Source organism: Leyella lascolaii (genome assembly GCF_900079775.1).
In the GTDB taxonomy this organism is placed as follows: Bacteria; Bacteroidota; Bacteroidia; order Bacteroidales; family Bacteroidaceae; genus Prevotella; species Prevotella lascolaii.
Map to the genome: position 1 here is coordinate 150,084 of NZ_LT556049.1, position 21,575 is coordinate 171,658.

Annotated in this window: 16 protein-coding genes, 1 tRNA gene and 1 riboswitch; of the genes, 4 read left to right on the top strand and 13 right to left on the bottom strand. The window is 54.4% G+C overall.

Features of this window, described 5'->3' with window-relative positions; all coding sequences use genetic code 11:
• Positions 1-17 precede the first annotated feature (17 nt).
• Positions 18-1,424, bottom strand: coding sequence for an undecaprenyl-phosphate glucose phosphotransferase (locus BN4609_RS10965; RefSeq protein ID WP_068856711.1), 1,407 nt, complete (start codon positions 1,422-1,424; stop codon positions 18-20).
• 294 nt (positions 1,425-1,718) lie between these two features.
• On the opposite strand from BN4609_RS10965, the gene BN4609_RS10970 reads away from it, so the two are divergent.
• Positions 1,719-1,789: transfer RNA gene (locus tag BN4609_RS10970), tRNA-Gln, on the top strand.
• A 360-nt stretch (positions 1,790-2,149) separates the two neighbouring features.
• On the opposite strand, the gene tyrS is transcribed toward BN4609_RS10970, so the two are convergent.
• The 6 genes from tyrS to metK form a co-directional block, all read right to left on the bottom strand.
• Positions 2,150-3,451 carry a tyrosine--tRNA ligase gene (gene tyrS, locus BN4609_RS10975; protein ID WP_068856712.1) on the bottom strand — a complete coding sequence of 434 codons (1,302 nt, stop codon included), beginning with the start codon at positions 3,449-3,451 and terminating at the stop codon, positions 2,150-2,152.
• Positions 3,452-3,546: 95 nt separating this feature from the next.
• Positions 3,547-3,798: a membrane protein insertion efficiency factor YidD gene (gene yidD / locus BN4609_RS10980; protein WP_021994087.1), complete on the bottom strand. Its 252-nt coding sequence runs from the start codon at positions 3,796-3,798 to the stop codon at positions 3,547-3,549.
• Positions 3,795-4,199, bottom strand: a complete 405-nt coding sequence (gene rnpA / locus BN4609_RS10985) for a ribonuclease P protein component (RefSeq protein WP_068856965.1) — start codon at positions 4,197-4,199, stop codon at positions 3,795-3,797. Before rnpA ends, yidD begins: the two co-directional genes overlap by 4 nt.
• A gap of 24 nt (positions 4,200-4,223) precedes the next feature.
• The gene (locus tag BN4609_RS10990) at positions 4,224-4,970 is read right to left on the bottom strand and encodes a uroporphyrinogen-III synthase (protein ID WP_068856713.1); all 747 of its coding nucleotides are present in this window, start codon (positions 4,968-4,970) and stop codon (positions 4,224-4,226) included.
• Positions 4,971-4,980: 10 nt separating this feature from the next.
• Entirely contained in the window at positions 4,981-6,000 is a 1,020-nt protein-coding gene (locus tag BN4609_RS10995; RefSeq protein WP_068856714.1) for a DUF4271 domain-containing protein, read from the bottom strand.
• Between the two features lie 76 nt (positions 6,001-6,076).
• Entirely contained in the window at positions 6,077-7,339 is a 1,263-nt protein-coding gene (metK, locus tag BN4609_RS11000; RefSeq protein ID WP_068856715.1) for a methionine adenosyltransferase, read from the bottom strand.
• On the opposite strand from metK, the gene BN4609_RS16600 reads away from it, so the two are divergent.
• The gene (locus BN4609_RS16600) at positions 7,321-7,884 is read left to right on the top strand and encodes a hypothetical protein (RefSeq protein ID WP_164071655.1); all 564 of its coding nucleotides are present in this window, start codon (positions 7,321-7,323) and stop codon (positions 7,882-7,884) included. The two genes, metK and BN4609_RS16600, sit on opposite strands and share 19 nt — an antisense overlap.
• Before the next feature lie 395 nt (positions 7,885-8,279).
• Here the strand turns inward: BN4609_RS16600 and BN4609_RS11010 are convergent, their stop codons facing one another.
• From BN4609_RS11010 to BN4609_RS11020, 3 genes are all read right to left on the bottom strand, one after another.
• A complete protein-coding gene (locus BN4609_RS11010) occupies positions 8,280-9,404 on the bottom strand; it encodes a YncE family protein (protein ID WP_084791546.1) in 1,125 nt (374 codons plus the stop codon).
• 83 nt (positions 9,405-9,487) lie between these two features.
• Complete coding sequence (locus BN4609_RS11015) at positions 9,488-11,488, bottom strand: TonB-dependent receptor plug domain-containing protein (protein WP_068856717.1); 2,001 nt, start codon at positions 11,486-11,488, stop codon at positions 9,488-9,490.
• Positions 11,489-11,542: 54 nt separating this feature from the next.
• A riboswitch (cobalamin riboswitch) is annotated at positions 11,543-11,730 on the bottom strand.
• 173 nt (positions 11,731-11,903) lie between these two features.
• Entirely contained in the window at positions 11,904-13,607 is a 1,704-nt protein-coding gene (locus tag BN4609_RS11020; RefSeq protein WP_068856718.1) for a Na/Pi cotransporter family protein, read from the bottom strand.
• A 90-nt stretch (positions 13,608-13,697) separates the two neighbouring features.
• Here BN4609_RS11020 and BN4609_RS11025 point away from each other — a divergent pair, with 90 nt between their 5' ends.
• Entirely contained in the window at positions 13,698-15,359 is a 1,662-nt protein-coding gene (locus BN4609_RS11025) for a nucleoside kinase (protein WP_068856719.1), read from the top strand.
• Positions 15,360-16,025: 666 nt separating this feature from the next.
• On the opposite strand, the gene BN4609_RS11030 is transcribed toward BN4609_RS11025, so the two are convergent.
• Genes BN4609_RS11030 through BN4609_RS11040 form a run of 3 tightly spaced genes read right to left on the bottom strand, consistent with a single transcriptional unit; the run spans position 16,026 to position 18,980 of the window.
• Complete coding sequence (locus BN4609_RS11030) at positions 16,026-17,003, bottom strand: phosphatase PAP2 family protein (protein ID WP_068856720.1); 978 nt, start codon at positions 17,001-17,003, stop codon at positions 16,026-16,028.
• A 7-nt stretch (positions 17,004-17,010) separates the two neighbouring features.
• Positions 17,011-18,009: an NAD-dependent epimerase/dehydratase family protein gene (locus BN4609_RS11035; RefSeq protein ID WP_068856721.1), complete on the bottom strand. Its 999-nt coding sequence runs from the start codon at positions 18,007-18,009 to the stop codon at positions 17,011-17,013.
• 8 nt (positions 18,010-18,017) lie between these two features.
• Positions 18,018-18,980, bottom strand: coding sequence for a cation diffusion facilitator family transporter (locus BN4609_RS11040; protein WP_241033250.1), 963 nt, complete (start codon positions 18,978-18,980; stop codon positions 18,018-18,020).
• Positions 18,981-19,269: 289 nt separating this feature from the next.
• On the opposite strand from BN4609_RS11040, the gene rnr reads away from it, so the two are divergent.
• Positions 19,270-21,465, top strand: coding sequence for a ribonuclease R (gene rnr / locus BN4609_RS11045; protein ID WP_068856968.1), 2,196 nt, complete (start codon positions 19,270-19,272; stop codon positions 21,463-21,465).
• The last annotated feature ends 110 nt before the right edge of the window (positions 21,466-21,575 follow it).

The following is a 21,575-nucleotide window of genomic DNA, read 5'->3' on the forward strand; positions in this document are numbered from 1 at the left end:
CAACTTGCAGGATGCTTCTAATAAGCGTTCTTGTCGCCCGTAAATATGTTGGCGACGGTCTTATATATAATGTAGAGATCGAGCGAGAAGCTCCAGTGTTCCATATACCATATGTCATGATCGACACGCTTCTCCATCTGCGAAAGCTCTTTTGTCTCACCCCGGTAGCCCGTCACCTGACTCCAGCCGGTGATGCCCGGCTTCATGTAATGGCGCACCATGTACTCGTTTATCACCTTTGAGTAGTCCTCGGTCTGCTTCACCATGTGCGGGCGGGGACCCACAACGCTCATCTGTCCGAGCAATACGTTGATGAACTGGGGGAACTCGTCGATGTTGGTCTTGCGCATTATGTTGCCCCACTTGGTCTTTCTCGGGTCGTCCTTCGTTGCCTGGAGCGTGTCAGCCTGGTCGTTCACCTTCATGCTTCTGAACTTAAGGCAATAGAATTCCTTGCCGTTTATGCCGCTGCGCAACTGCTTGAAGAAAATCGGACCGGGCATTGTGAGCTTGGTGATTATGCTCACCACAATGAGTATTATGGGAAAAAGGGTCACCAGAAACACCAGAGAGAAACACACGTCGAACAGCCTTTTCACCATACGGTTGCCCACCTTGCTAAGCGGTTCGCGGTAAAGACTGAGATAAGGCACACTCCCGAACATGTTGAAAAACATGCGGTGGTGCAGATAGTTGGTCACGTTAGGCACGCTGTAGAAATGCACCAGATGCCTTATACAATAATTGATGATCGGCAGAATCTCGTTTTTGCGCACCGACGGAAGACAGCAATACACCTCCTGTATGTCGCTGTTCTGCCTCAGATAATCGGTCACCGACGACGGCTTTCCTATATACTTGCACTCTTCGGGAAACCTGTCATTAGGCTCGTCGTCAAAATATCCGGCTATCTCATAGCCTTTGTATGGCGACGACACCATCTCGTTGTAAAGGGCTACAATATTGTCATAGCTGCCCACAAAGGCAACCTTGCGTATGTGCTTTGTCCCCGAGCGGTACCACACAACGGCTTTTCTGACCGCAAACCTGTATAATATTATAAGCAAGGCGGACGAAAGCCAGAACAGCATAAACACAGGAAAAGACAGGCAACTGTAGTCTCCGAACCAGAGTATAAGCCAGCTGAGCACGGCATAATAAAAAATATTGCGTATCACACGCACAGCTATCTTAAAGCGCGTGGCATGCTTTTTATAGAGCACCACACCGTTGTTGGAAGTGCAGAGCAGATATACCACCGATGCCATAAGCATGGTCTGGCGCGCAGAAGCCATTCCCCCCTCACATCCGAAATTCAAAAGAAATGCATAATAAAGAAGATTCAATATCAGCAAATCACCCAATAGAACTGCCATTATAAGCACCGTATTATTGTCGGTGTTATCTATACGGTTTCCTCCCATTCTTAGTTTAAGTTTTAGTTTGTAAGCTGTCTGATATAAACTTGCACTCTGATGCGCATCAATTCGGTATGCTGCAAAAATAGAAATTATTCCTCAAATAACGTTGAATTTTCATTAAAAATATTTATAAAATTACGTTTCATAAAGAGAAAAAGCCTGTTTCATATCATTATGCCATGTCTACGCCACTGTATGACAGCCTTTTCCACACCACCATAAAGCCCGTCCGGAATGAAAAAATGGCGCGAAAAATTTGGTGATAGCACGGAAAACAACTATCTTTGCAACCGTATTTGTCCTATGGTGTAATGGTAGCACTACAGTTTTTGGTTCTGTCAGTGGTGGTTCGAGTCCGCCTGGGACAACACGGAAAGCGTACAGTCATCAAACCGTACGCTTTTTTTCGCACCGGCATAGACGCTTACCACACCGGAACACGGGGCAGTAGAAATTCGGAACACACGTATTATTATACAGCGAAAGAGCCGCTTCGGAGCGGCTCTTTCTATTTAACGATGATGAAAGTATCACCTTTCAGTGTCAGAAAATAAATCTTTCAGTGGCACAAAGTCAATCTTTCAGTAACGGTATATCAACCATTTCATGCCTGCATATCCGCCATATTGCGTTAACGTATACACCTTATTATATATATGCGTTTGCAGTAGCATGACGTCATACGCACCTTCTCATTGCGGATTATGCGTCTTGCGCCGGGCGGGAAATCACTTCACAGTGATGAGATAATAGTTCTTCTTTCCGCGCTGCACGAGCAGATACTTACCGTCTATGAGGTCTTCGGCAGTCACGACACGGTCGAACGCCGCCAGCTTTTCCTTGTTGAGCGACACTCCTCCGCCCTGAACGAGCTTACGCATCTCACCCTTGCTTGCGAACACTTTGGCTTCGTCGCTTGTGAAGAGGTCCACAGCCGGCTGTCCGAGCTTGTCCTTCGGCATGTCGAAATGAGGCACTCCCTCGAATATGTTGAGCAATGTAGCCTCGTCAATCTTCTGCAGCGTCTCCTTCGTTCCCTTTCCGAAGAGGATGCCCGAAGCCTCTTTCGCCATCTCGAGATCTTCCTCCGAGTGCACCATAACGGTTATCTCGTCGGCAAGACGCTTCTGAAGCACGCGCTGACCCGGGTCTGCCTTGTGCTGCTCCACGAGCGAGTCGATGGTCTCCTTGTCCAGACTTGTGAAGATCTTTATATATCTTTCGGCGTCGTCATCGCTCACATTGAGCCAGAACTGATAGAAAGCGTAAGGCGTGGTACGGTTCCGGTCGAGCCACACATTGCCGCTCTCGGTCTTTCCGAACTTCTTTCCGTCAGCCTTGGTGATGAGCGGACACGTGAGCGCGAAAGCCTCAGCCTCGTTGCCCAGAGTACGTCTGATGAGCTCAGTACCCGTTGTCATGTTGCCCCACTGGTCGTTTCCACCGAGCTGGAGTCTGCATCCCTTGGTCTTATACAGATAAAGGAAGTCGTAGCCTTGGAGCAGCTGGTAAGTGAACTCGGTGAAAGACAGACCGTCGCGCGACGTTCCGTTGAGCCTCTGCTGCACGCTTTCCTTCGCCATCATGTAGTTTACGGTGATGTGCTTGCCCACAGTACGCGCGAAATCGAGGAACGTGAAGTCCTTCATCCAGTCGTAGTTGTTCACCAGCTCAGCCTTATTGTCGCCCTCGGCGTCGAAGTCGAGGAACTTCGCCACCTGCTTCTTGATGCACTCCTGGTTGTGATAGAGCGTCTCGGCATCAAGCAGATTGCGCTCCTGGCTTTTACCCGAAGGGTCGCCTATCATACCTGTCGCGCCGCCGACGAGTATTATCGGCTTGTGTCCGCAACGCTGCAGATGGCGCAGCATCATGATTCCGCACAGGTGACCAATGTGTAAAGAGTCGGCTGTCGGGTCGGTGCCGAGATATGCCGTAACCATTTCCTTCTGCAGGAATTCCTCTGTTCCCGGCATTATCTGCGCGAGCATGCCGCGCCAGCGCAGTTCTTCAACAAAGTTCTTAATCATCAGATATATGTTTTTTGGGGATTAAATGTCGTGTGTAATATATTTTCCGGGGCGCATGCGGATGGTATTCCGTGTGCGCTCCGGTTCTTTTCCGTTTATGGGACGGGGTCGTATCCGCTTCCACCCCACGGATGACACCTGAGCAGTCTTCTCACAGCGAGATACAGACCTTTCACCGGTCCGTGCTTGAGCAACGCCTGCCGGGCGTATTCCGAGCATGTAGGCGTGAACCGGCACGATGGAGGAGTAAGCGGACTGATTATTTTCTGATAGAACACCACCGGCACCACAAGCACGCATGCCAGGCAATGCGACAGGAAGGAAAGTATGCGTCTGAGGGTGTTCATAGCTTCTCACCGAGTCTGACAAGCAGGCTGCGCACACGCGACTCCACCTCTTCCGTGTCATGAAGGTTGTTGTCGAGCCATATCAGGGCAACCGCCATCATCCTGTCAGGACGCGCCTCCATGCGGTCGAGCACGATGTGCTTGTTCTTCCGGTAAGCCTCCCTCAGCTGCCGCTTCACCCTGTTGCGCTTCACGGCACGCTTGAAGTGACGTTTCGAGACGCTCACAAGCACCTTCGCCTGCGGTGCGTTCTCCCCGTCGCGCTCCACCTCCAGATACACCATCCTCACCGGAAACGAAGTCATCGCACGGCTTCCGCCTCCGCCGAAGAGCCTTTCCATGAGCGTCCGGCTCGTTATGCGCTCTTCCTTTTTAAGTGTGAAAGCCCTGTCTGCCTGCATCATTCCGGTTGCCGGTATCTGCCGTCACTTGTTTTTCTTGAGATAATCTCTCAGCGCGCTCGTCATGGAAGGATGCTCCGCCGTAGGCGCCTCGATGTCGAGAGACATTCCGCTCTCCTGCACAGCCTTCGCCGTAGCCGGTCCGAAAGTGGCTATGCGCAGGTTGGCGCACTTGTCGTCAGGTATGTTCTTCTTGAAAGACTTGATGCCCATCGGTGAGAAGAACACGAGCATGTCGTAGTCGAACGCCTCCAGCTCCTCGTCCGTGAAGTCGTTGCTCACGGTACGGTACATCACACATTCGCCGTGTGTCAGCCCCTTCGAATCAAGCAGTTTCCTCACGTCATCGTTATGAACCTCGCTCATGGGGACAAGATATCTCTCCTCCTTATGCTTCACCATGGTGGGCAGAAGGTCGTCTATCTTGCCCGTGGTGCCGAAGAACACCTTGCGCTTGCGGTACTGCACATACTTCTGTATGTAGAGTGCGATTGTCTCCGTGACACAGAAATACTTCATATCCTCGGGTATCTCGACACGCATTTCCTTTGCCAGCTTGAAGAAGTTGTCTATCGCATGGCGTGAGGTAAAGACGATTGCGGTATAGTCGAGGATGCTTATCTTCTGCTGCCGGAACTCTTTCGGGCTCAACCCCTCCACCTTGATGAAAGGTCTGAACACAAGTTCTACGTTGAATTCCCGTGCTATGTCATAATAAGGAGATTTCTCGCTTGCAGGTTGTGGTTGAGATATTAAAATCTTCTTTATCATCTTTGATTTGTTAGAAATTCACTTTCAGATAGTCGCCTGCCATGCCCAGGATGCCGAGCAAAGCAAACACCGGCATTATTTCAAGGGCACAAAAGTACAAAAAAAATTGCAGAATGGCTTCCCTCCGCCTGAAAAAGATGTTGTAAATCTTATAGAATGACAGTATTTTTGAGAAAATAACGACAGCCGATGTCAATAAAAGCGTGTTGCCGACCGAAAACCCGAAGTAGGCGTGAAGCAGCACAACGGGCAGCAGGCACAGCCCTTCAATGGACATGATGAACAGCAGCGACTTCATCCACGACTCGTTGCGGCGGCGGCTGAAGAACACTATGCCGCACAGCCATTGCAGGAGCATCTTGAGCATGACGTACGTCACGAATATGGCGAAGAACGCTCCGATGACCACATACTGGTCTACCACGAACGTGTCGGTGACGTAGGTCTGTATGTAGAAGAACGTGACGAGCGACAGCAGAAGGCACGTCTGCATCATGAGGAAGAACTGGAAGCGCAGCTCGGAGGATGTCTCCGTGAGCGCGCCGGCATCGTCGCGGCTGGCGCGGAAGAACCTCCGGGCTTGCCGCGACATGAATCCGCGCGACTTGGAGAGGGCTATCGCGCCAAAGACGAAGCATGCCAGAAGCAGGGCCGTGATGAGATTGTCGCGCCCCACGCTGTAAGGCACGGGGTCGCCAGCCACTCCCGGCAGTCCGCCATAGAGGTCGGGATCGAAGCAGGGCTTGCCCGTGAAGTACGACTCCCGGCAGAGCGCGTCGAGCGTCAGGTCCACGCTGCTCTCCGTGTGGCTGTATCCGGGCAGACCGAGCGTGTCCGGACGTGTGCTCGGAGCCACTATCACAGGCTCGAAGTTTGCGCTTACGGCAGAGTCCTGCTGCGCCGGTGTGGCACCGGCGGGCAACCTGTCGAGCACCTCCTTTACCGTCAGCGGTCTGGCGTGCGTGTGTGTGTCAAGACTGTCTGCCGTGACCGCCGCATGGCGCACGGAGTCTGCCTGCACTGTTGTCATAGCGTTATTGATATGCTTGTTAAACGTTTTCTCACCACAGAGCATCCTGTCTTATGCCCCTTCCTCGCGTCAGGCGTCATTTCAGACCGAAAGCCTCCTTTATCATGTCCGTCTTGTCGAGCTTCTCCCATGTGAAGAGCTCCACGCTCACGGTGCGTGTGGGATGATAGTGGCTGGTGAATGTCTTCTCCACCACCTCGTTCTTCCGTCCCATATGACCGTAGGCGGCGGTCTCCAGATACATTGGCTGGCGGAGCTTCAGCGCACGCTCTATCGCCTTTGGACGGAGGTCGAAGAGGCGTCCGATGGCAGCGGCTATCTCACCGTCGGTCATGTCCACATGACTGCGTCCGTATGTATTGACATATATGCTCACCGGACGCGCCACACCGATGGCATAGCTTATCTGCACGAGCATCTCGTCGGCGACTCCCGCAGCCACCATGTTCTTGGCGATGTGGCGTGCGGCATAGGCAGCCGAACGGTCCACCTTGCTTGAGTCCTTGCCCGAGAACGCGCCTCCGCCGTGCGCTCCCTTGCCGCCGTAAGTGTCTACTATTATCTTGCGTCCGGTGAGTCCGGTGTCGCCGTGAGGTCCGCCTATGACGAACTTTCCGGTGGGGTTGACGTAGTATTTGATGTCGTCGCCGAAGAGCGCGAGCACCTTCTCCGACTTTATCTGCGCCTTCACCCTCGGCATGAGCACCGTCCTCACGTCGTGCTCTATGGTTGCGAGCATGCGCTCATCGTCCGTGTCGAACGGGTCGTGCTGCGTAGACACGACGATGGTGTCTATGCGCTGGGGCACGCCCTCGTCAGAGTATTCCACCGTAACCTGACTTTTCGAGTCGGGACGGAGATATGTCATCACCCTGCCTTCCTTGCGGATGTCGGCGAGAGTGCGCATTATGAGCTGCGCGAGGTCGAGCGCAACGGGCATGTAACTGTCGGTCTCGTTGGTGGCATAGCCGAACATCATGCCCTGGTCTCCGGCTCCCTGCTCCTCGTCCTGCTCACGGCTGACACCCCGGTTGATGTCGTCGCTCTGCTCATGTATGGCGGTCAGTATGCCGCACGACTCACTGTCGAACTGGTATTCCGACTTTGTGTAGCCTATCTTCCGTATGGTGTTGCGCGCCACAGTCTGCAGGTCTATGTAGGCGTCGGAGCGCACCTCGCCCATTATTACCACCTGTCCGGTGGTCACGAAAGTCTCGATGGCACAATGCGCATGCTCGTCGTATGCCAGAAACTGGTCGAGCAGCGCGTCAGATATCTGGTCAGCCACCTTGTCGGGGTGTCCCTCAGATACTGATTCTGATGAAAAGAGATAACTCATTTTTACTGTATTTGTTTTTATGTGAGGCAAGAAATGCTCCTCACTGCAAGACACAACGCATGGCGCGAGATTACCTTTCACGCCGTTTTAGCATTTTTTTCCGTGGTTGCAAGCAGCCAAATTCTTCCACACTGTTTCACATTCTGTTTACAATCTCTTGGATAATTCCTGCAAAATTACGTATTATTTCCAACATGGGCAAATTCTTTTTTCTTAATTTTAATGAGACTTCCGTTGTCCTCTTCCATACCGTCCGCACCGCGTGTCATGCTCCGCCGCACGGCATGACGCATATTGCATATTTATGCAATGACGCCCTTCACGTGATGAATAAATATGCACAGCAAAACGGCGAGAATGCCGCCGTGGCGCGCGAAGGCTGCTGCGGGCGCGAATACGCAGGTTTTGAGCGTTTCAGCCAACCGACTGTCACACAGCGCGTTGTGCCTTTCAGCATGACGGAAGAGATTTTCCGGCAATGCGAAAGAGCCTTTTCGGGGTCGCGGAAGAGCCTTTTCCGCACTGTCATACAGGCTTTCCGGTGATGCCGTACGGGCTTTCCGGTGGTGCGGAAAAGGCTCTTCCGCACCTGAAAACGCGCTCCGTGCCATCATAATACGTTCTCCGAGGTGGCGCGAACTGGCTGAAAGCACCGTCCGGCAAGCCACATGCCGCCTGTCCGTTTCTATTTCGCGATTTTGTTTTGTCAATATTTTTTACTGTCAGTATTGCATAAATATTCATTTCCACATTATCCTATGGTCGTACGCAAAGCCTCCTTCCACACCTCCTGACGCAATGAACCGTCCTGCATAACCGCAAAAGAAGAGCCGGACACAGCATTATCATACGTGTCCGGCTCTTGTCTCATCCACCCTTTTTACCCTTTTACCTTTTTACTTTTTTACCTTTTTACCCTTTCACACTGTCTCATTCCACCTCAGTTGAGGAACACAACCTTCTTCGGGTTCTGCCCTCCCGAGGCGAACTTACCTACATATTTGCCCTGCGCATTGAAGTGATACACAGTGCCGTCTCCCCACACGAAGTTGGTGGTGCAGATGTATATGTCGCCCGTTATGCCACTCACGCTTATTCCGTAAACGGTGGATTTCTTCAGCTCCTCGGGCATATCCTTCAGCACTCCGGTGTCTTTCGCTCCGGTGTTGAGGTTATAGGAGTACACCTCGGTGGTGCCTGTGTACGGCTGTGTGGAGTAGTCGGTGGTGGTGTATGCCACATAGAGCGTGCCGCCGTTGCCCGCGATGTGGGTTCCCTTGCCTATATCGGTGAGCTTGCCCGTCCTCGGGTCGTACACCTGCACGGGGTTCGTACACTGCGTGTAGTCAGCCGAGCCGTATCCGCACACCACAATCTTGCCGCCCGAGGCGACGATGCTCTGCGGGTTTGTCATTATCTCCACCTGCTCAGCCTTGTCGAAACTCTTCTCGTCTATCACCGACATGCGGTTGTCATAGCCCCATCCTGAGTTGACGCAATACACCTTACCGTCAGCCACAGTCACCTGCTCGGGGTTCTTTCCCACCTGCACAGAGCCTTCATACTTGAGCGTGGAGGCGTCGAGACGGCTCACGTAGCCGCCGTAGGAAGTGACGTAGATGTAGCCCGAGCCTGCCGCCAGACCGCGCACCTGACCCAAATCTTCCATAGAGGCGAACGACACGCGCGCCTCCTCCTTGCCCACTCCGTTGAGCTTCACCACGTAGTTGGAGTTGTACACCGCCATGTACAGGCTGCCCTTATAGGCTATGATGTCCTGTCCGGTGTCGCCTATCTTGCGCCCGTTCTGTATCTCGTAGATGTCGGTAGTGGTGCTGCCGTACATCCGGTCGTCTGTGAAGTTGAAGCATCCGAGGTGCGCGTTGTTCTCTCCGTAAGACCCTTCGTTGAGCACAAAACCGCGTGTCCGCGCCAGCTCAATCTTCGAACCTTCGTCCTGCCACGACCATCTGTCGTCGTTGTCGTCACACGATGCTAACATAGCAGCAGCCGCCATGACGCACAGCGCGGCTGTCTTGATTTCCGATTTAAACATTTTCTTCATTTCCGTATTGTCTTTATGTTATATCTGTATTGTCGTTATATATTGAAATTGATGTTCTTTCAGTCATGCCGCAGAGCCTGCGGTCATAAGCCGAAGGTAGCCGTCAGTTCCACGGAACGTCCCGGCATGGGATAATATCTTATCACTTCGTATCGGCAGTCTGTCAGATTGCGCACGGCGGCATTGAGCGTAGCCGACCACCGTCTGAACCTGAATGTGCGGTTCACCGACACCGTGTGCTCCGCATATCCGTCTATCTCATACTCCCGGGTGTTCTGCTGCATGGCATAGCGGCTGCCGCACATCTGCACGCTGTAGGTGATGTCAGCCCACGGAGTGAGCACCGTCAGCACCGCGTTGCCCGAATGCCGGGGCGTGTAAGGTATCTGGCTCTTGTAGTAGAGAGCCGAGGCGTCGGTCACATCGAGTGCCTCCTGAAGCATGTACGACGCTCCCAGCTCCACGGCAAAACCGCCAAACGGTTCAACGCGGGCGGCTATGGTGGCGTCCAGTCCGTTTATCCTCACCTTGCCGAAGTTTGCCATCTTCCACACATAGAGCGTTGGGAAAGCCACTATCTTGTCCTTAACGCTGTTGTGGAAACAGTCGGCTGTGAGCCTCACATAGGCGAGACAGCCTGTCGGGCGGCTCGTCCATGCCAGTCCCACATTGAGCTCCTCAGCCTTCTCGGGCACAAGTGTGGAGGTGCCGCTGCGGGCATAATACATGTCGTTGAACGCAGGCAGGCGGAACGTGTGCTTGTACATCGCCCTCAGATAGAGTGCCTCGTTCCTCAGCAGACGCAGCGAGAAGGCAGCCGACGGTGACAGCCGACGGCGGTCGGAGGGTCTGTCGCCGTGCTCCACATGATCCGTAGCCCATGTCGCCACAAGCCCCGCGCCAATCTCGGCGCGCCCTGCCGTCCAGCGCGCGGTGAGTGCGGTGAGCGACGTCAGCCTCCGTGGCGCGGCATGGTTCTCCGTGTTTGAGCTCAGGGTGTTGACAAAGGCGTCCTGCGCGAGCGACAGCGACAAGCCCCTGAAGGGGAACCATCCTATCGTGGCAGAGGCGTAGTATTCGTTCTGGCGGTAGGTCTCCACGTGTCTGCCGCCAGGATATTTCACGTCGGTGTCGGCATATCTGTTCCATGAGCTTACGTATTTTGCCCTCGCCTCGAGCTTCATTCTCCGTCCTATATTCTGTCCGTATACGCTCTGGACGAAGAATTCCTCGTCCCACATGCGCTCGTGCGACTTTCTGGTGTTGTAGAGGATGACCGCTCCGGGCAGCCCCCGCGACGAGCTGAACCACTGCGCCTTCACGTCCAGACGGCTGCCGCGCGGCAGCAGGGCATACAGGTTAGCCTCGCCCTGCCATGAGTATATGTCGGTGTTGTGACGCTTGTCGGTGAGCCGTTCAGCCCCGTTGGGCAGCTCGTAGGGATAGCGTCCGTCGGCACGCATGTATGTACCGTCGAGCGACAGTGTCAGACTGTCGCCCAGCCTCTGCCAGTATCGCAGCTGCGGAGACAGCAGTCCCCAGCTTCCGGAGCGCACTCTTGTGCGCAGCGACCAGTCGCGTCCGTCGGCGAAAACGGGTTTCCTGCCAGTTATCGACAGCACAGCCGCAGAGGCGCGGTGGCGCGCCGGCTGCATCACGTCGTCGTCCTCGCCGAGCGTGAGAGTAACGTTCTGCACGTTGTCTGTCGTGAACCGGCTCAGATCAATCTGTCCCGCCTGCGTGTTGCTCACCGTAACACCGTCGTAACTCACGGCAGTATGTCCCGCCCCGAGGTTGCGCACAGACACCGTCTTCATGCCTCCTATGCCGCCATAGTCCCTGACATTGGCTCCGGCAAAGCGTTTCACGGCATCAGAGAGGGTGTATATGCCGGCGCGCTCAAGCTCGTCTCCGCCGACAGTCTGCACCGGACGCGCCGACCGCACGGTGCGGTCTATGCGGCGGGCGGTGACCTCCACTCCGCCGATATGCCTCACTCCGCCGTCCAGAGAGTCGGACGGTGTCTGCGCGCAAACGCCTGTCGATACCGCGGCGAGCGCGGCGGAAAGCACAAGTATGTTCATTTTATGACAATGAAAAAGGGCATTTCGCGCGGTCTTCCTCGAAACCGCATGAAACATCAATGAGCATTGAAGGCAGGTCTTCTGACTCGCAGCCCGGACGCGAACGCCTTCCCGGTGAATTGCCAGTGGCTTGTTGTTCGCTCCTGATAAGGGCTGCTCACAGCAGCGGGACTGTCGGAGACTCTCACTCCGTTCCCTTTTCATCGCGCCTGAGACGCGAACCTTTCAACGCTGCAAATATACATAATTTATCTGTAATACTCTTATCCGCACCTCAAAAAACTGTCCGCGCCACGGCTTTTACGCCTGACCTCATGACAGGAAAGCCTTTTCCGCACACCGGAAGACGCACGGCGGCGCGGCTGGAATGTCCAACCGCGCCGCCGTCATTGTGCTTGCGTGCCTGCCGGGACCGTCACGCCTCTCTCTGCCGCGTGCCCATGTGCACCTCGACAACGTTCACCACATAGTCTGCCAGCTTCTCGCACTCGCTCACGATGTCCATATACATGGTGCCGATGGCGTACGTATACTTATGGTCGTTCACGTCGTTTATGTTCTGGCTTTTAAGTTGTGTGCGGTAGTTGTTTATCTCGTTCTCTATGTTGAACGACCTGTTGACGTCGAGGTTGTCCTTCCGTCCGGAGATGATAACGTTCATCTGGGCTATGCTGTCGTTGGTAAGGCTGAACATCTGATGCAGGTGCTGATACTGCTCTTCGGTAAAGTCTTCCTTTCCCTTTATCTTTCTGTTGATGGTGCGGGCTATGTTGTAGCAGCTGTCACCGATGCTTTCTATCTCCGATATCTCGCGCAGCATGACACGTATCTTCGCTTTCGTCTCGTCGCTGAGGTGCGCGTTGCTCACGTTGTCGAGATATTTGGCAATCTCAATCTCCATGTTGTCGCTGATGGACTCATATTTCTCTATGCGCGCGAAGAGCTTTGCGAAGTCGGCGTCGTTGTTTGTCTCGAGCAGGTCGCGCACCATTGAGAACATTCGCTGTATGCGTTCGGCGAACAGGGTTATCTCCTTCCGCGCCTCAAGCACCGACAACTCGGGGGTCTGCATGATGCCGCTGCTGATGAAGCGCAGGCGCGAATCCTCGTCCTCATCGCGTCTTTTCATCTTTATAATCCTGCATACCGCCTTTTCCATCTGCGGTATGAACCATATCAGGATGAACGTGTTGCACACGTTGAAAGCCGTATGGAACATGGCGAGCACCATCGACAGCTTCTGCGCTCCGGCGTGTCCGTCAGCCGGGTCGTAGTTTACGAGCGAGCAGACCATATTGACGAACGGATAGAAGAACACGAGAACCCACACCACACCGAACACGTTGAACATGAGATGTGCGAACGCTGCGCGGCGCGCCTGGGTGTTGGCGCCGAGCGCGGCGAGGTTTGCGGTGATGGTGGTGCCGATGTTCTCACCCATCACAAGGGCTATGCCGAGGTATATGGGAAGCACACCGGTGGAGCACAACAGTATGGTTATTGCCATGACCGCAGCCGACGACTGCACCACGCACGTTATGGCGGTGCCGATGAGGAGGAATATGATGATGGTGAGATAACTGCCTGTGTCGAACGACTTGAAGAATTCTACAAGTTCGGGATTGTTGTCGAGCCTGAGCTCATTGCCCGCCTGACTGAGCAGGACAAGGCTGAAGAACATGAAAGCTATACCGAAGAGGAAGTCTCCTATATAGCGGTGGCGCCTCGTATAGATAAGAACCAGACCCACGATGAACGCCGGGAAGACAAAGTCTATGAGGTTGACGGAGAAGCCGAGGCTCATGATCCATGCCGTGAGGGTGGTGCCTATGTTGGCTCCCATGATGACCGAGATGGCTTGTGCGAGCGTGAGCAGCCCCGCGTTGACAAACGAGACGGTCATCACGGTGGTTGCCGACGACGACTGGACGGCGCAGGTGATGAACGTTCCTGTGAGCATACCGGTGAAGCGGTTGGTAGTCATGGCGCCGAGAATGTGGCGCAACTGCGCTCCTGCCATCTTCTGTAGGGCTTCGCTCATCACCTTCATGCCATAGATCAGAAGTGCCAAAGAACCGATAATCTTCAAAAAAATGCTAAAATAATCTGGCGATTCCATATGTAAATGTTATGATTGTTCAATGATTGCATATACTTTATGAAAAATGAATTACCTTTACGTTCATTATCAATAAAAACGATTCCGTATATGAAACAGATGTTGCAAATACGTTGCAAAAATAATAAAAAAACTCTAACAGCAGAAATAGGAAGTACACTTTCTGACATTTTTAATGAACATAAGATGTCCATGCGCTACGGTCCGGTGAGCGCGAAGGTCAACAATAAAGTGGAAGGCATGCACTATAGGGTGTATAACAACAAGGACGTTGAGTTTCTCGACCTTTACTCCGCTTCAGGTTCGAGGGCATACACACGCACGCTCTTCTTCGTGCTTTGCAAGGCGGTGCACGACATCTTTCCCAAAGGCAGCGTGGTGATAGACATCCCCGTGAGCAACGGATACTACTGCGACCTGCAGATAGGACGCGCCGTCACACTGCAAGACGTGGACATGCTGCGCACGAGGATGCAGGAGATAATAGACCGCGCGTTGCCCATCCACCGCCACGAGGCTACCACCGAGGAGGCTACAGAGATGTTCCGCAAGCTCGGAACGCACTCTAAGGTGACCCTGCTGAAGACCATCGGAAACATCTACACCACCTATTATGAGATAGACGGATATGTGGATTACTTCTACGGAACGATGCTCACGAACACCTCGCAGCTGCATCTCTTCGGACTGGAGAAGTATTACGACGGACTGCTGCTGCGCATACCTGCGGCAGACGACCCGTCGAAGCTGGGCGAGATGACGCGGCAGGACAAGATGTTCGAGATATTCCAGGAGCACCACCGGTGGCAGAACCTCGTGGGGATAGGCACCGTGGGAGCGTTCAACGAGGCTGTGGCGCACGGCAGGACAAACGACATAATAAACGTGTCGGAGGCTCTTCAGGAGAAGAAAATATCGAGAATAGCCGACGAGATAGCCCAACGCAGGGGCGTGAAGGTGGTGCTCATATCGGGACCTTCGTCGAGCGGGAAGACCACCACGTGCAAACGGCTGTCCATACAGCTGCTCACCAACGGCATAAAACCGGTGCCGATTTCGCTCGACGACTACTTCGTGGACCGCGAGCTCACACCGAAGGACGAGAAGGGCGAGTATGACTACGAGAGCCTCTATGCCCTTAACCTGCCGCTGCTCAACAGCCAGCTCGGCGCACTTTTCAGAGGAGAGGAGATTGAACTGCCCAAATACAACTTCCAGTCGGGAAAGAGCGAGCGCAGCGGACGGCGCATGCGGCTCGGTGAGAACGAGATTCTCGTGATGGAGGGAATACACGCGCTCAACCCCGAACTGACTGCCCAGATACCCGAGGAGCACAAGTTCCGCGTCTACGCATCGGCTCTCACCACCATACTTCTTGACACTCACAACTACATTCCCACCACCGACAACAGACTGTTGCGCCGCATCATACGCGACTACAAGTATCGCGGAGTGAGCGCGCAGGAGACTATACACCGCTGGCCGAGCGTCCGCGCCGGTGAGAACAAGTGGATATTCCCTTATCAGGAGAACGCCGACGCGATGTTCAACACGGCTATGATATACGAGCTTGCGGTGATAAAGGGACAGGCGGAGCCGTTGCTCGAGCTCGTGCCGGAGAACTGCGACGAGTATGCCGAGGCTTACCGGCTGCGCAAGTTCCTGCGCTACTTCACCCCGGTGCGCTACAACACGCTGCCCTCCACATCGCTCCTGCGCGAGTTTCTCGGCGGAAGTTCGTTCAGGTATTGATTTTCCATCCATCCGTTTCACACCGTCCGGCTGCGCAAAGCACGGGCGGTTTTTCTTTTTTCATATAATTCATACACAACTTTAATATAAGTTATAAACAGCTTTAATATAATTCATACACACCGGCAGCATGTATGCCGCACTGCCGGAAAGTGACTGGCGCACCGGCACACGCACACTGTCCTCATGCCGGAACCGCACGATGGAATGAATAAATATGCAGTTCAGGAAGTAAAAAGTTTTGACAAAACAAATCAGCGAAACAGAAACGGGAAAACGGAACGAAACCTTCCGGACGACAGTTTAAAAAGTTCCGCACATCCGGAAAAAGACAATCATGGCGTATAAAACACCATTTTCACGCACGACATTGATGAAACCGTGTCGCGGAAAAGGCTGTCCGGCATCACAGTAAAGGCTTTGCCGTGTCATGAAAGAGGCTTTCCCGCATCACGGAAAAGGCTCTTTCGCGGCACAGGAAAGCGCATACCGAATGATAAAAACACATAATCCGCTATATATCAACGACTTGCTTAAACCGCGCGAGAGCGGCGTATTTGCCTCCGGAGAGTCTTCCGCGCTCCGCTGCGGCAGTCATGACGAGTTGAGGGGGAATAATTATGCATACGCAAAAGCATATCCGCATAATTATACATTCTGGCGTGCTCACCTGCGGACGCGCCTCTGCCGCATCCTGCCGGTGAGTCCGAAGAGCAGAGCGTAAAGCAGGAGTCCGCTCACGAATCCGGCTATCGAGTCGATGGCATAGTGGGCTTGGATGTACACCGTGGACAGGCACAGCAGCACATAGAGCGGAGCCAGCACCACGAGAAGCAGCTTGCTGCGGCTGTGAAGGGCAAGCATCATGAGTATGGTAGCCACTCCCACGTGCGAGCTGGGGAACGCTGCGGTGGGCCGTTCGCCCGCTGCCTTGGCTCCTTCAACCATCGCATAGAACGTCCCGTCGGTGTATCCCGGTGTGGGAAGACACTCGCGGTGGGTGTTGAAATAGTAGTGCACGTCGGGGAATATGCCTGCCGCCGCGTTGCCTGTACCTATCGCCTTATAATAATATGTGGGTCCGGTGACCGGCACAAGTACGAATATCACGTAATAGATGAAGAACGCCGACAGCACTATGAAGGCGCAACGCTCGAACTCCTCATACCTGCGGAAGAAATAGAAGAACACCACCAGGGCTATCAGAGGATAGTAGGAGGCGTAGCCAAGACTCATAAGCTCGCTCACGACAGGCGACGGGAAGCGCGCCGAAAAGGCAAGGGCGGGCTGGAATCCGAACACCGTCTGCTCGAGAGAGGCGAACACGTGGTCGAGGTTAGGGAACACCCTGTTGAGCTCATAAGTGTCGGGATACCACCAGGCAAGCAGCACTATCTGCGTAATTACGCGCGCGGCGCGGGTCAGCCTGCACGGCACGAGCCTGTAGACCACCCACAGCGCGACTATGGTTGCGAGCACCCGCATGCGTCCGAGCACCATTGCCTCGGGGTTGACGCTCTTTGTATAGGTGAAGAGCAGCACCATGAGTGTGAGCGCGGTGTACGCCACGACAGCCCACTCCACGGCAAGCAGTCCGCGCACAGGCTTCTTCTCAATCTCGAAAAGTTTCTTTATGTAGTTCATTTCTGTGTCACAACCATTTGTTATCCTTATACCATGCCACCGTCTCCTTCACTCCCCTGTCGAGCGGATAGTGCGGATGGAAGCCCAGCTCGTCGAATGCCGGCTCCACGTCACACCGCCAGTTGCGTTGCCTCAGTATGTGATACTTGTCGGCGTTGAGGGCTGTCGGGCGTCCGGTGATGTGGCTTATGCGCTCCCCAGCCCACGTTACGAGGCGCAGCATCCATAGCGGAGCCACCACGCGCGCCACCCATGGAGAGCCCAGCTCGCGGCGGAGGATACTGCTGAAGTCGGCTGATGAGTACACATGTCCGTCGGTAAGGAAATACTTTCTGCCGCTCATGCCCCTGTCCAACGCGAGGAACACCGCCTGCACAACGTCCTTCACATACACGAAAGTGATGTCCTGACGCCTGTAGCCCACGGCAAAGTCCACATGCGAGGCTATGCTCCGTGCCATCAGGAAATAGTCTTTCTCGCGCGGACCGTACACGCCCGTGGGGCGCAGAATGATGTAAGGGAAGTCGTTGCCTATCGATTCGAGGTAGCGTTCAGCCTCAAGCTTGCTCCTGCCGTATGCGGTGTTGGGGCGCGGAATGTCGTTCTCGCTTATGTCGCGGTAGGGCTGCCGCTCGCACACGGCTCCGTAAACGCTCAGCGAGCTGATGAACACGAAACGCCTCAAGGGCATCTGCAACGCCAGAAGAGCGTCCACCAGATTCTTCGTCCCCAAGGTGTTCACCCTGTGGAAGTCATCGCGGTGAAGGCACTTCGTCACTCCTGCGGCATGCACCACGTAGTCGAACGTGTGGTGTCCGAGACTTTTTCCCAGCCTTTCAGCCGAAGAGAAGTCAAGCTCTATGAAGTTTATGCGCTTGTCGGTGAGATAGCGCCGCGAGCTCGTATGCCTCACGGCAGCCCACACGTTCATGCCTCGGCGCAAGGCTTCCTCAACGATAAAGCTGCCGATGAAGCCGCTCGCGCCGGTTATAAGAATATTGCTCATTTTCGCAGTCAGTTGTCATTAAGTGATAAGTCGGGGTGTACGGAAGGGTCGTGATATTCTCCTCCTTCCTTCAGAGGCTCCACATGAATGTTCACATATGTGTGGCTGCCGAACCGTCCGCGCAGCCTCCGTTCTATGTTCGTGGCGTGCTCGTGAGCCTCATACAGCGAAAGACCGCCCGGCATACGCACGTGCATCTCTATGGCATAGAGGCTTCCGATGCGCCGTGTGCGCAGGTTGTGTATGCCGCTCACCTGCGGCTCGTCCGTGGCGATGTCCGTAATCTCGTCCTCAACGCTTCCGGGCAGGCTCTCCTCGAGCAGCTCGCCCGTAGCCTCACGCACAAGTCTGTAAGCCGAACGGATGATGAGCAGACCCACGACGACGGCGGCTATAGGGTCGAGCACAGCCCATCCGCTGCCGAGAATGATGGCTCCGCCTATGCCGATGGCGGTGCCCACCGAAGAGAGGGCGTCGCTGCGGTGATGCCATGCGTTGGCTATGAGCACCTGAGAGCCCGCCTCACGTCCCGCCCTGACAGTGAAGCGGTAGGCTGACTCCTTCACAATGATGCTCACAAGAGCCGCCACCAGAGCGATGACACCGGGCGTGCCGATGTCCTCACCTTTGAAAAAGCCGATGACGGACTTCACTCCTCCCACGCATATCATGGCTCCCGTGGCAAACAGCACCGCACCTATGATTGCCGTGGCGAGCGTCTCATACTTGCCGTGACCGTAGTCGTGGCTGTAGTCCTGGGGCTTGCTGCTCAGTCTTACAAAGACAACCACGACAATGTCGGTGAGAAAATCGGAAAGCGAATGTGCCGCATCGGCTATCATGGCAGCCGAACCTCCGAGCACTCCAGCCACAAACTTGAACACAAGCAGCACCACATTGGCAAGACCGCCAAGCAGTGTCACACGGTATATCTCACGCTCACGCTCATCCGTTTTCATCTCTTCGAACATATTAACGGCTGCAAATTTAAGTATTTTAATTCACATTACGTCTTACTATTCATTAATTTACATAAAACAGAGGGTTTAATGCAAAATTATCGTAAAGGTGAAAGGATTTCTCGGATTTATTTTGTTTATTTGCATATACTTACATCCGGACTGCGTGACACAGGCTCTTCCGTGCCGCGGAAAAGAGGCGGAAAAACAGCGGAAACAGCCACCTCGCACCGAAGGAAAGGCTCCAGCACGGGACGACAGAGCCGCAACGGACAGTCCGGAAAACAAAAACCCCGACATTATGGCAAAAGGAAAAAAGGGCGGGAAACGCCTTACTAAGAAACAGCTTTCGGAGAAGCTCGAGGGCTTCTTCACTTCACAGCCTGACAAGACATTCAGTTTCAAGGAGATATTCCGTACCCTGCACCTTGACACACACCCTCTGAAGATGCTCGCAATAGACATCATGGAGGAGATGGCATGGGACGACTTCCTCACCAAAGTGAGCGACAACTCCTACCGGCTCAATACGAAAGGGCAGGTGCAGGAGGGCACGTTCCAGCGCAAGCAGAACGGAAAGAACACGTTCATACCCGACGACGGCAAGGCACCAATATTCGTTGCGGAGCGCAACTCCATGTGGGCACTGACGGGAGACAGGGTGAGGGTGTCGGTCATGGCGCGCCGGCGGCACCACATAAAAGAGGCTCAGGTGATAGAGATAATAAAGCGCGCCAAGGACACTTTCGTGGGACGGCTGCGCTCCGACCGCGACATCACCTACCTCATAACGCAGGACGGCACCCTGCCGGCAGGCATCATAATACCGCGCCGCAAGCTTAAAGGAGGCAAGAACGGCGACAAGGCGGTGGTGAGGATAATGCAATGGCCCGACGGCGACAACCGTAACATGATAGGAGAGGTGACAGACGTGCTCGGTCCTACGGGCGACAACGACGTCGAGATGAACACCATCCTCGCGCAATACGGACTGCCCTACAAGTATCCCAAGGCTGTGGAGGACGCCGCCGACAAGATAACGGGCGAGATAACAGAGGAGGATCTGAAGGAGAGGGAGGACTTCAGGCAGACCTTCACGTGCACCATCGACCCGCACGACGCCAAGGACTTCGACGACGCACTGTCCATACGGAGGCTCGGCAACGGCTTGTGGGAGGTGGGAGTGCACATCGCCGACGTGTCGCACTACGTAAAAGAAGGCTCCATAATAGACAAGGAGGCACAGAAAAGAGCTACGAGCATCTACCTCGTAGACCGCACCATACCGATGCTTCCGGAGCATCTCTGCAACTTCGTGTGTTCTCTCCGGCCCGACGAGGAGAAGCTTTGCTACAGCGTGATATTCAATCTTGACGACGAGGCGACGGTGAAAAGCTACCGCATAGCGCACACCGTCATACGCAGCGACAGGCGGTATGCCTACGAGGAAGTGCAGCAGCTGCTCGAGGACAACGGCGTTGTCGACGGTACGGGAGAGCCCGCTCCCGCTCCGGGAAAGGACGGATACAAGGGTGAGAACGCCGAGATGCTCATCACGCTCGACCGACTTGCCAAGAAGCTGCGCAAGGCGCGGTTTGCCAACGGAGCCGTGAAGTTCGACCGGGAGGAGCTCCATTTCGACATCGACGAGAAGGGAAAGCCCGTGCGCTGCTACTTCAAGAGGTCGAAGGACGCCAACAAGCTCATCGAGGAATTCATGCTTCTTGCCAACAGGACGGTTGCCGAGAGCGTGGGAAAGGTGAGGAAAGGTGTCAAGGCGAAGACTCTGCCATACCGCGTACACGACAATCCCGACCCGCAGAAACTGGAGACTCTGCGCGAGTTCATAGTGAAGTTCGGCTACAAACTCAAGACCGAAGGCACCAAGGGAGCTACGGCGCGGTCGCTCAACAAGCTTATGGACGACTGCCAGGGAAAGAAGGAGCAGAACCTCATACAGACCGTCGCGCTGAGGGCTATGATGAAGGCGAAATACTCGATACACAACATCGGACACTTCGGACTGGCTTTCGACTACTACACTCACTTCACTTCGCCCATCCGACGCTACCCGGACACCATGGTGCACCGGCTGCTCACACGCTACCAGAACGGCGGACGCAGTGCCAACCGCGAGCACTACGAGGAGCTGTGCAAGCACTCGAGCGAGATGGAACAGATTGCCGCCAACGCCGAACGCGACTCCATCAAGTATAAGGCAGTGGAGTTCATGAGCGACAAGATAGGCAATGTGTACGACGCGCACATAAGCGGCATCCAGTCGTACGGCATCTACTGCGAGATTGACGAGAACCATTGCGAGGGACTGGTACCCATGCGCGACCTCAACGATGACTATTATGACTTCGACGAGAGGAACTATTGTCTGGTGGGACGGCACCGACATCACAAGTACCAGCTGGGCGACCCGATACGCATAAAAGTGGCGGCGGCGAACCTGGAGAAGAAACAGCTCGACTTCACTCTCGCCGAATGACGCCTCCGGAGAGACACGCACGCAGGGCGTGAAGCATGGGGAAAAGGAAAAATAAAACTGCTTTTATTTCCTCATACACACGGTTTGCAGTATCTTTGCATAAGATTTGC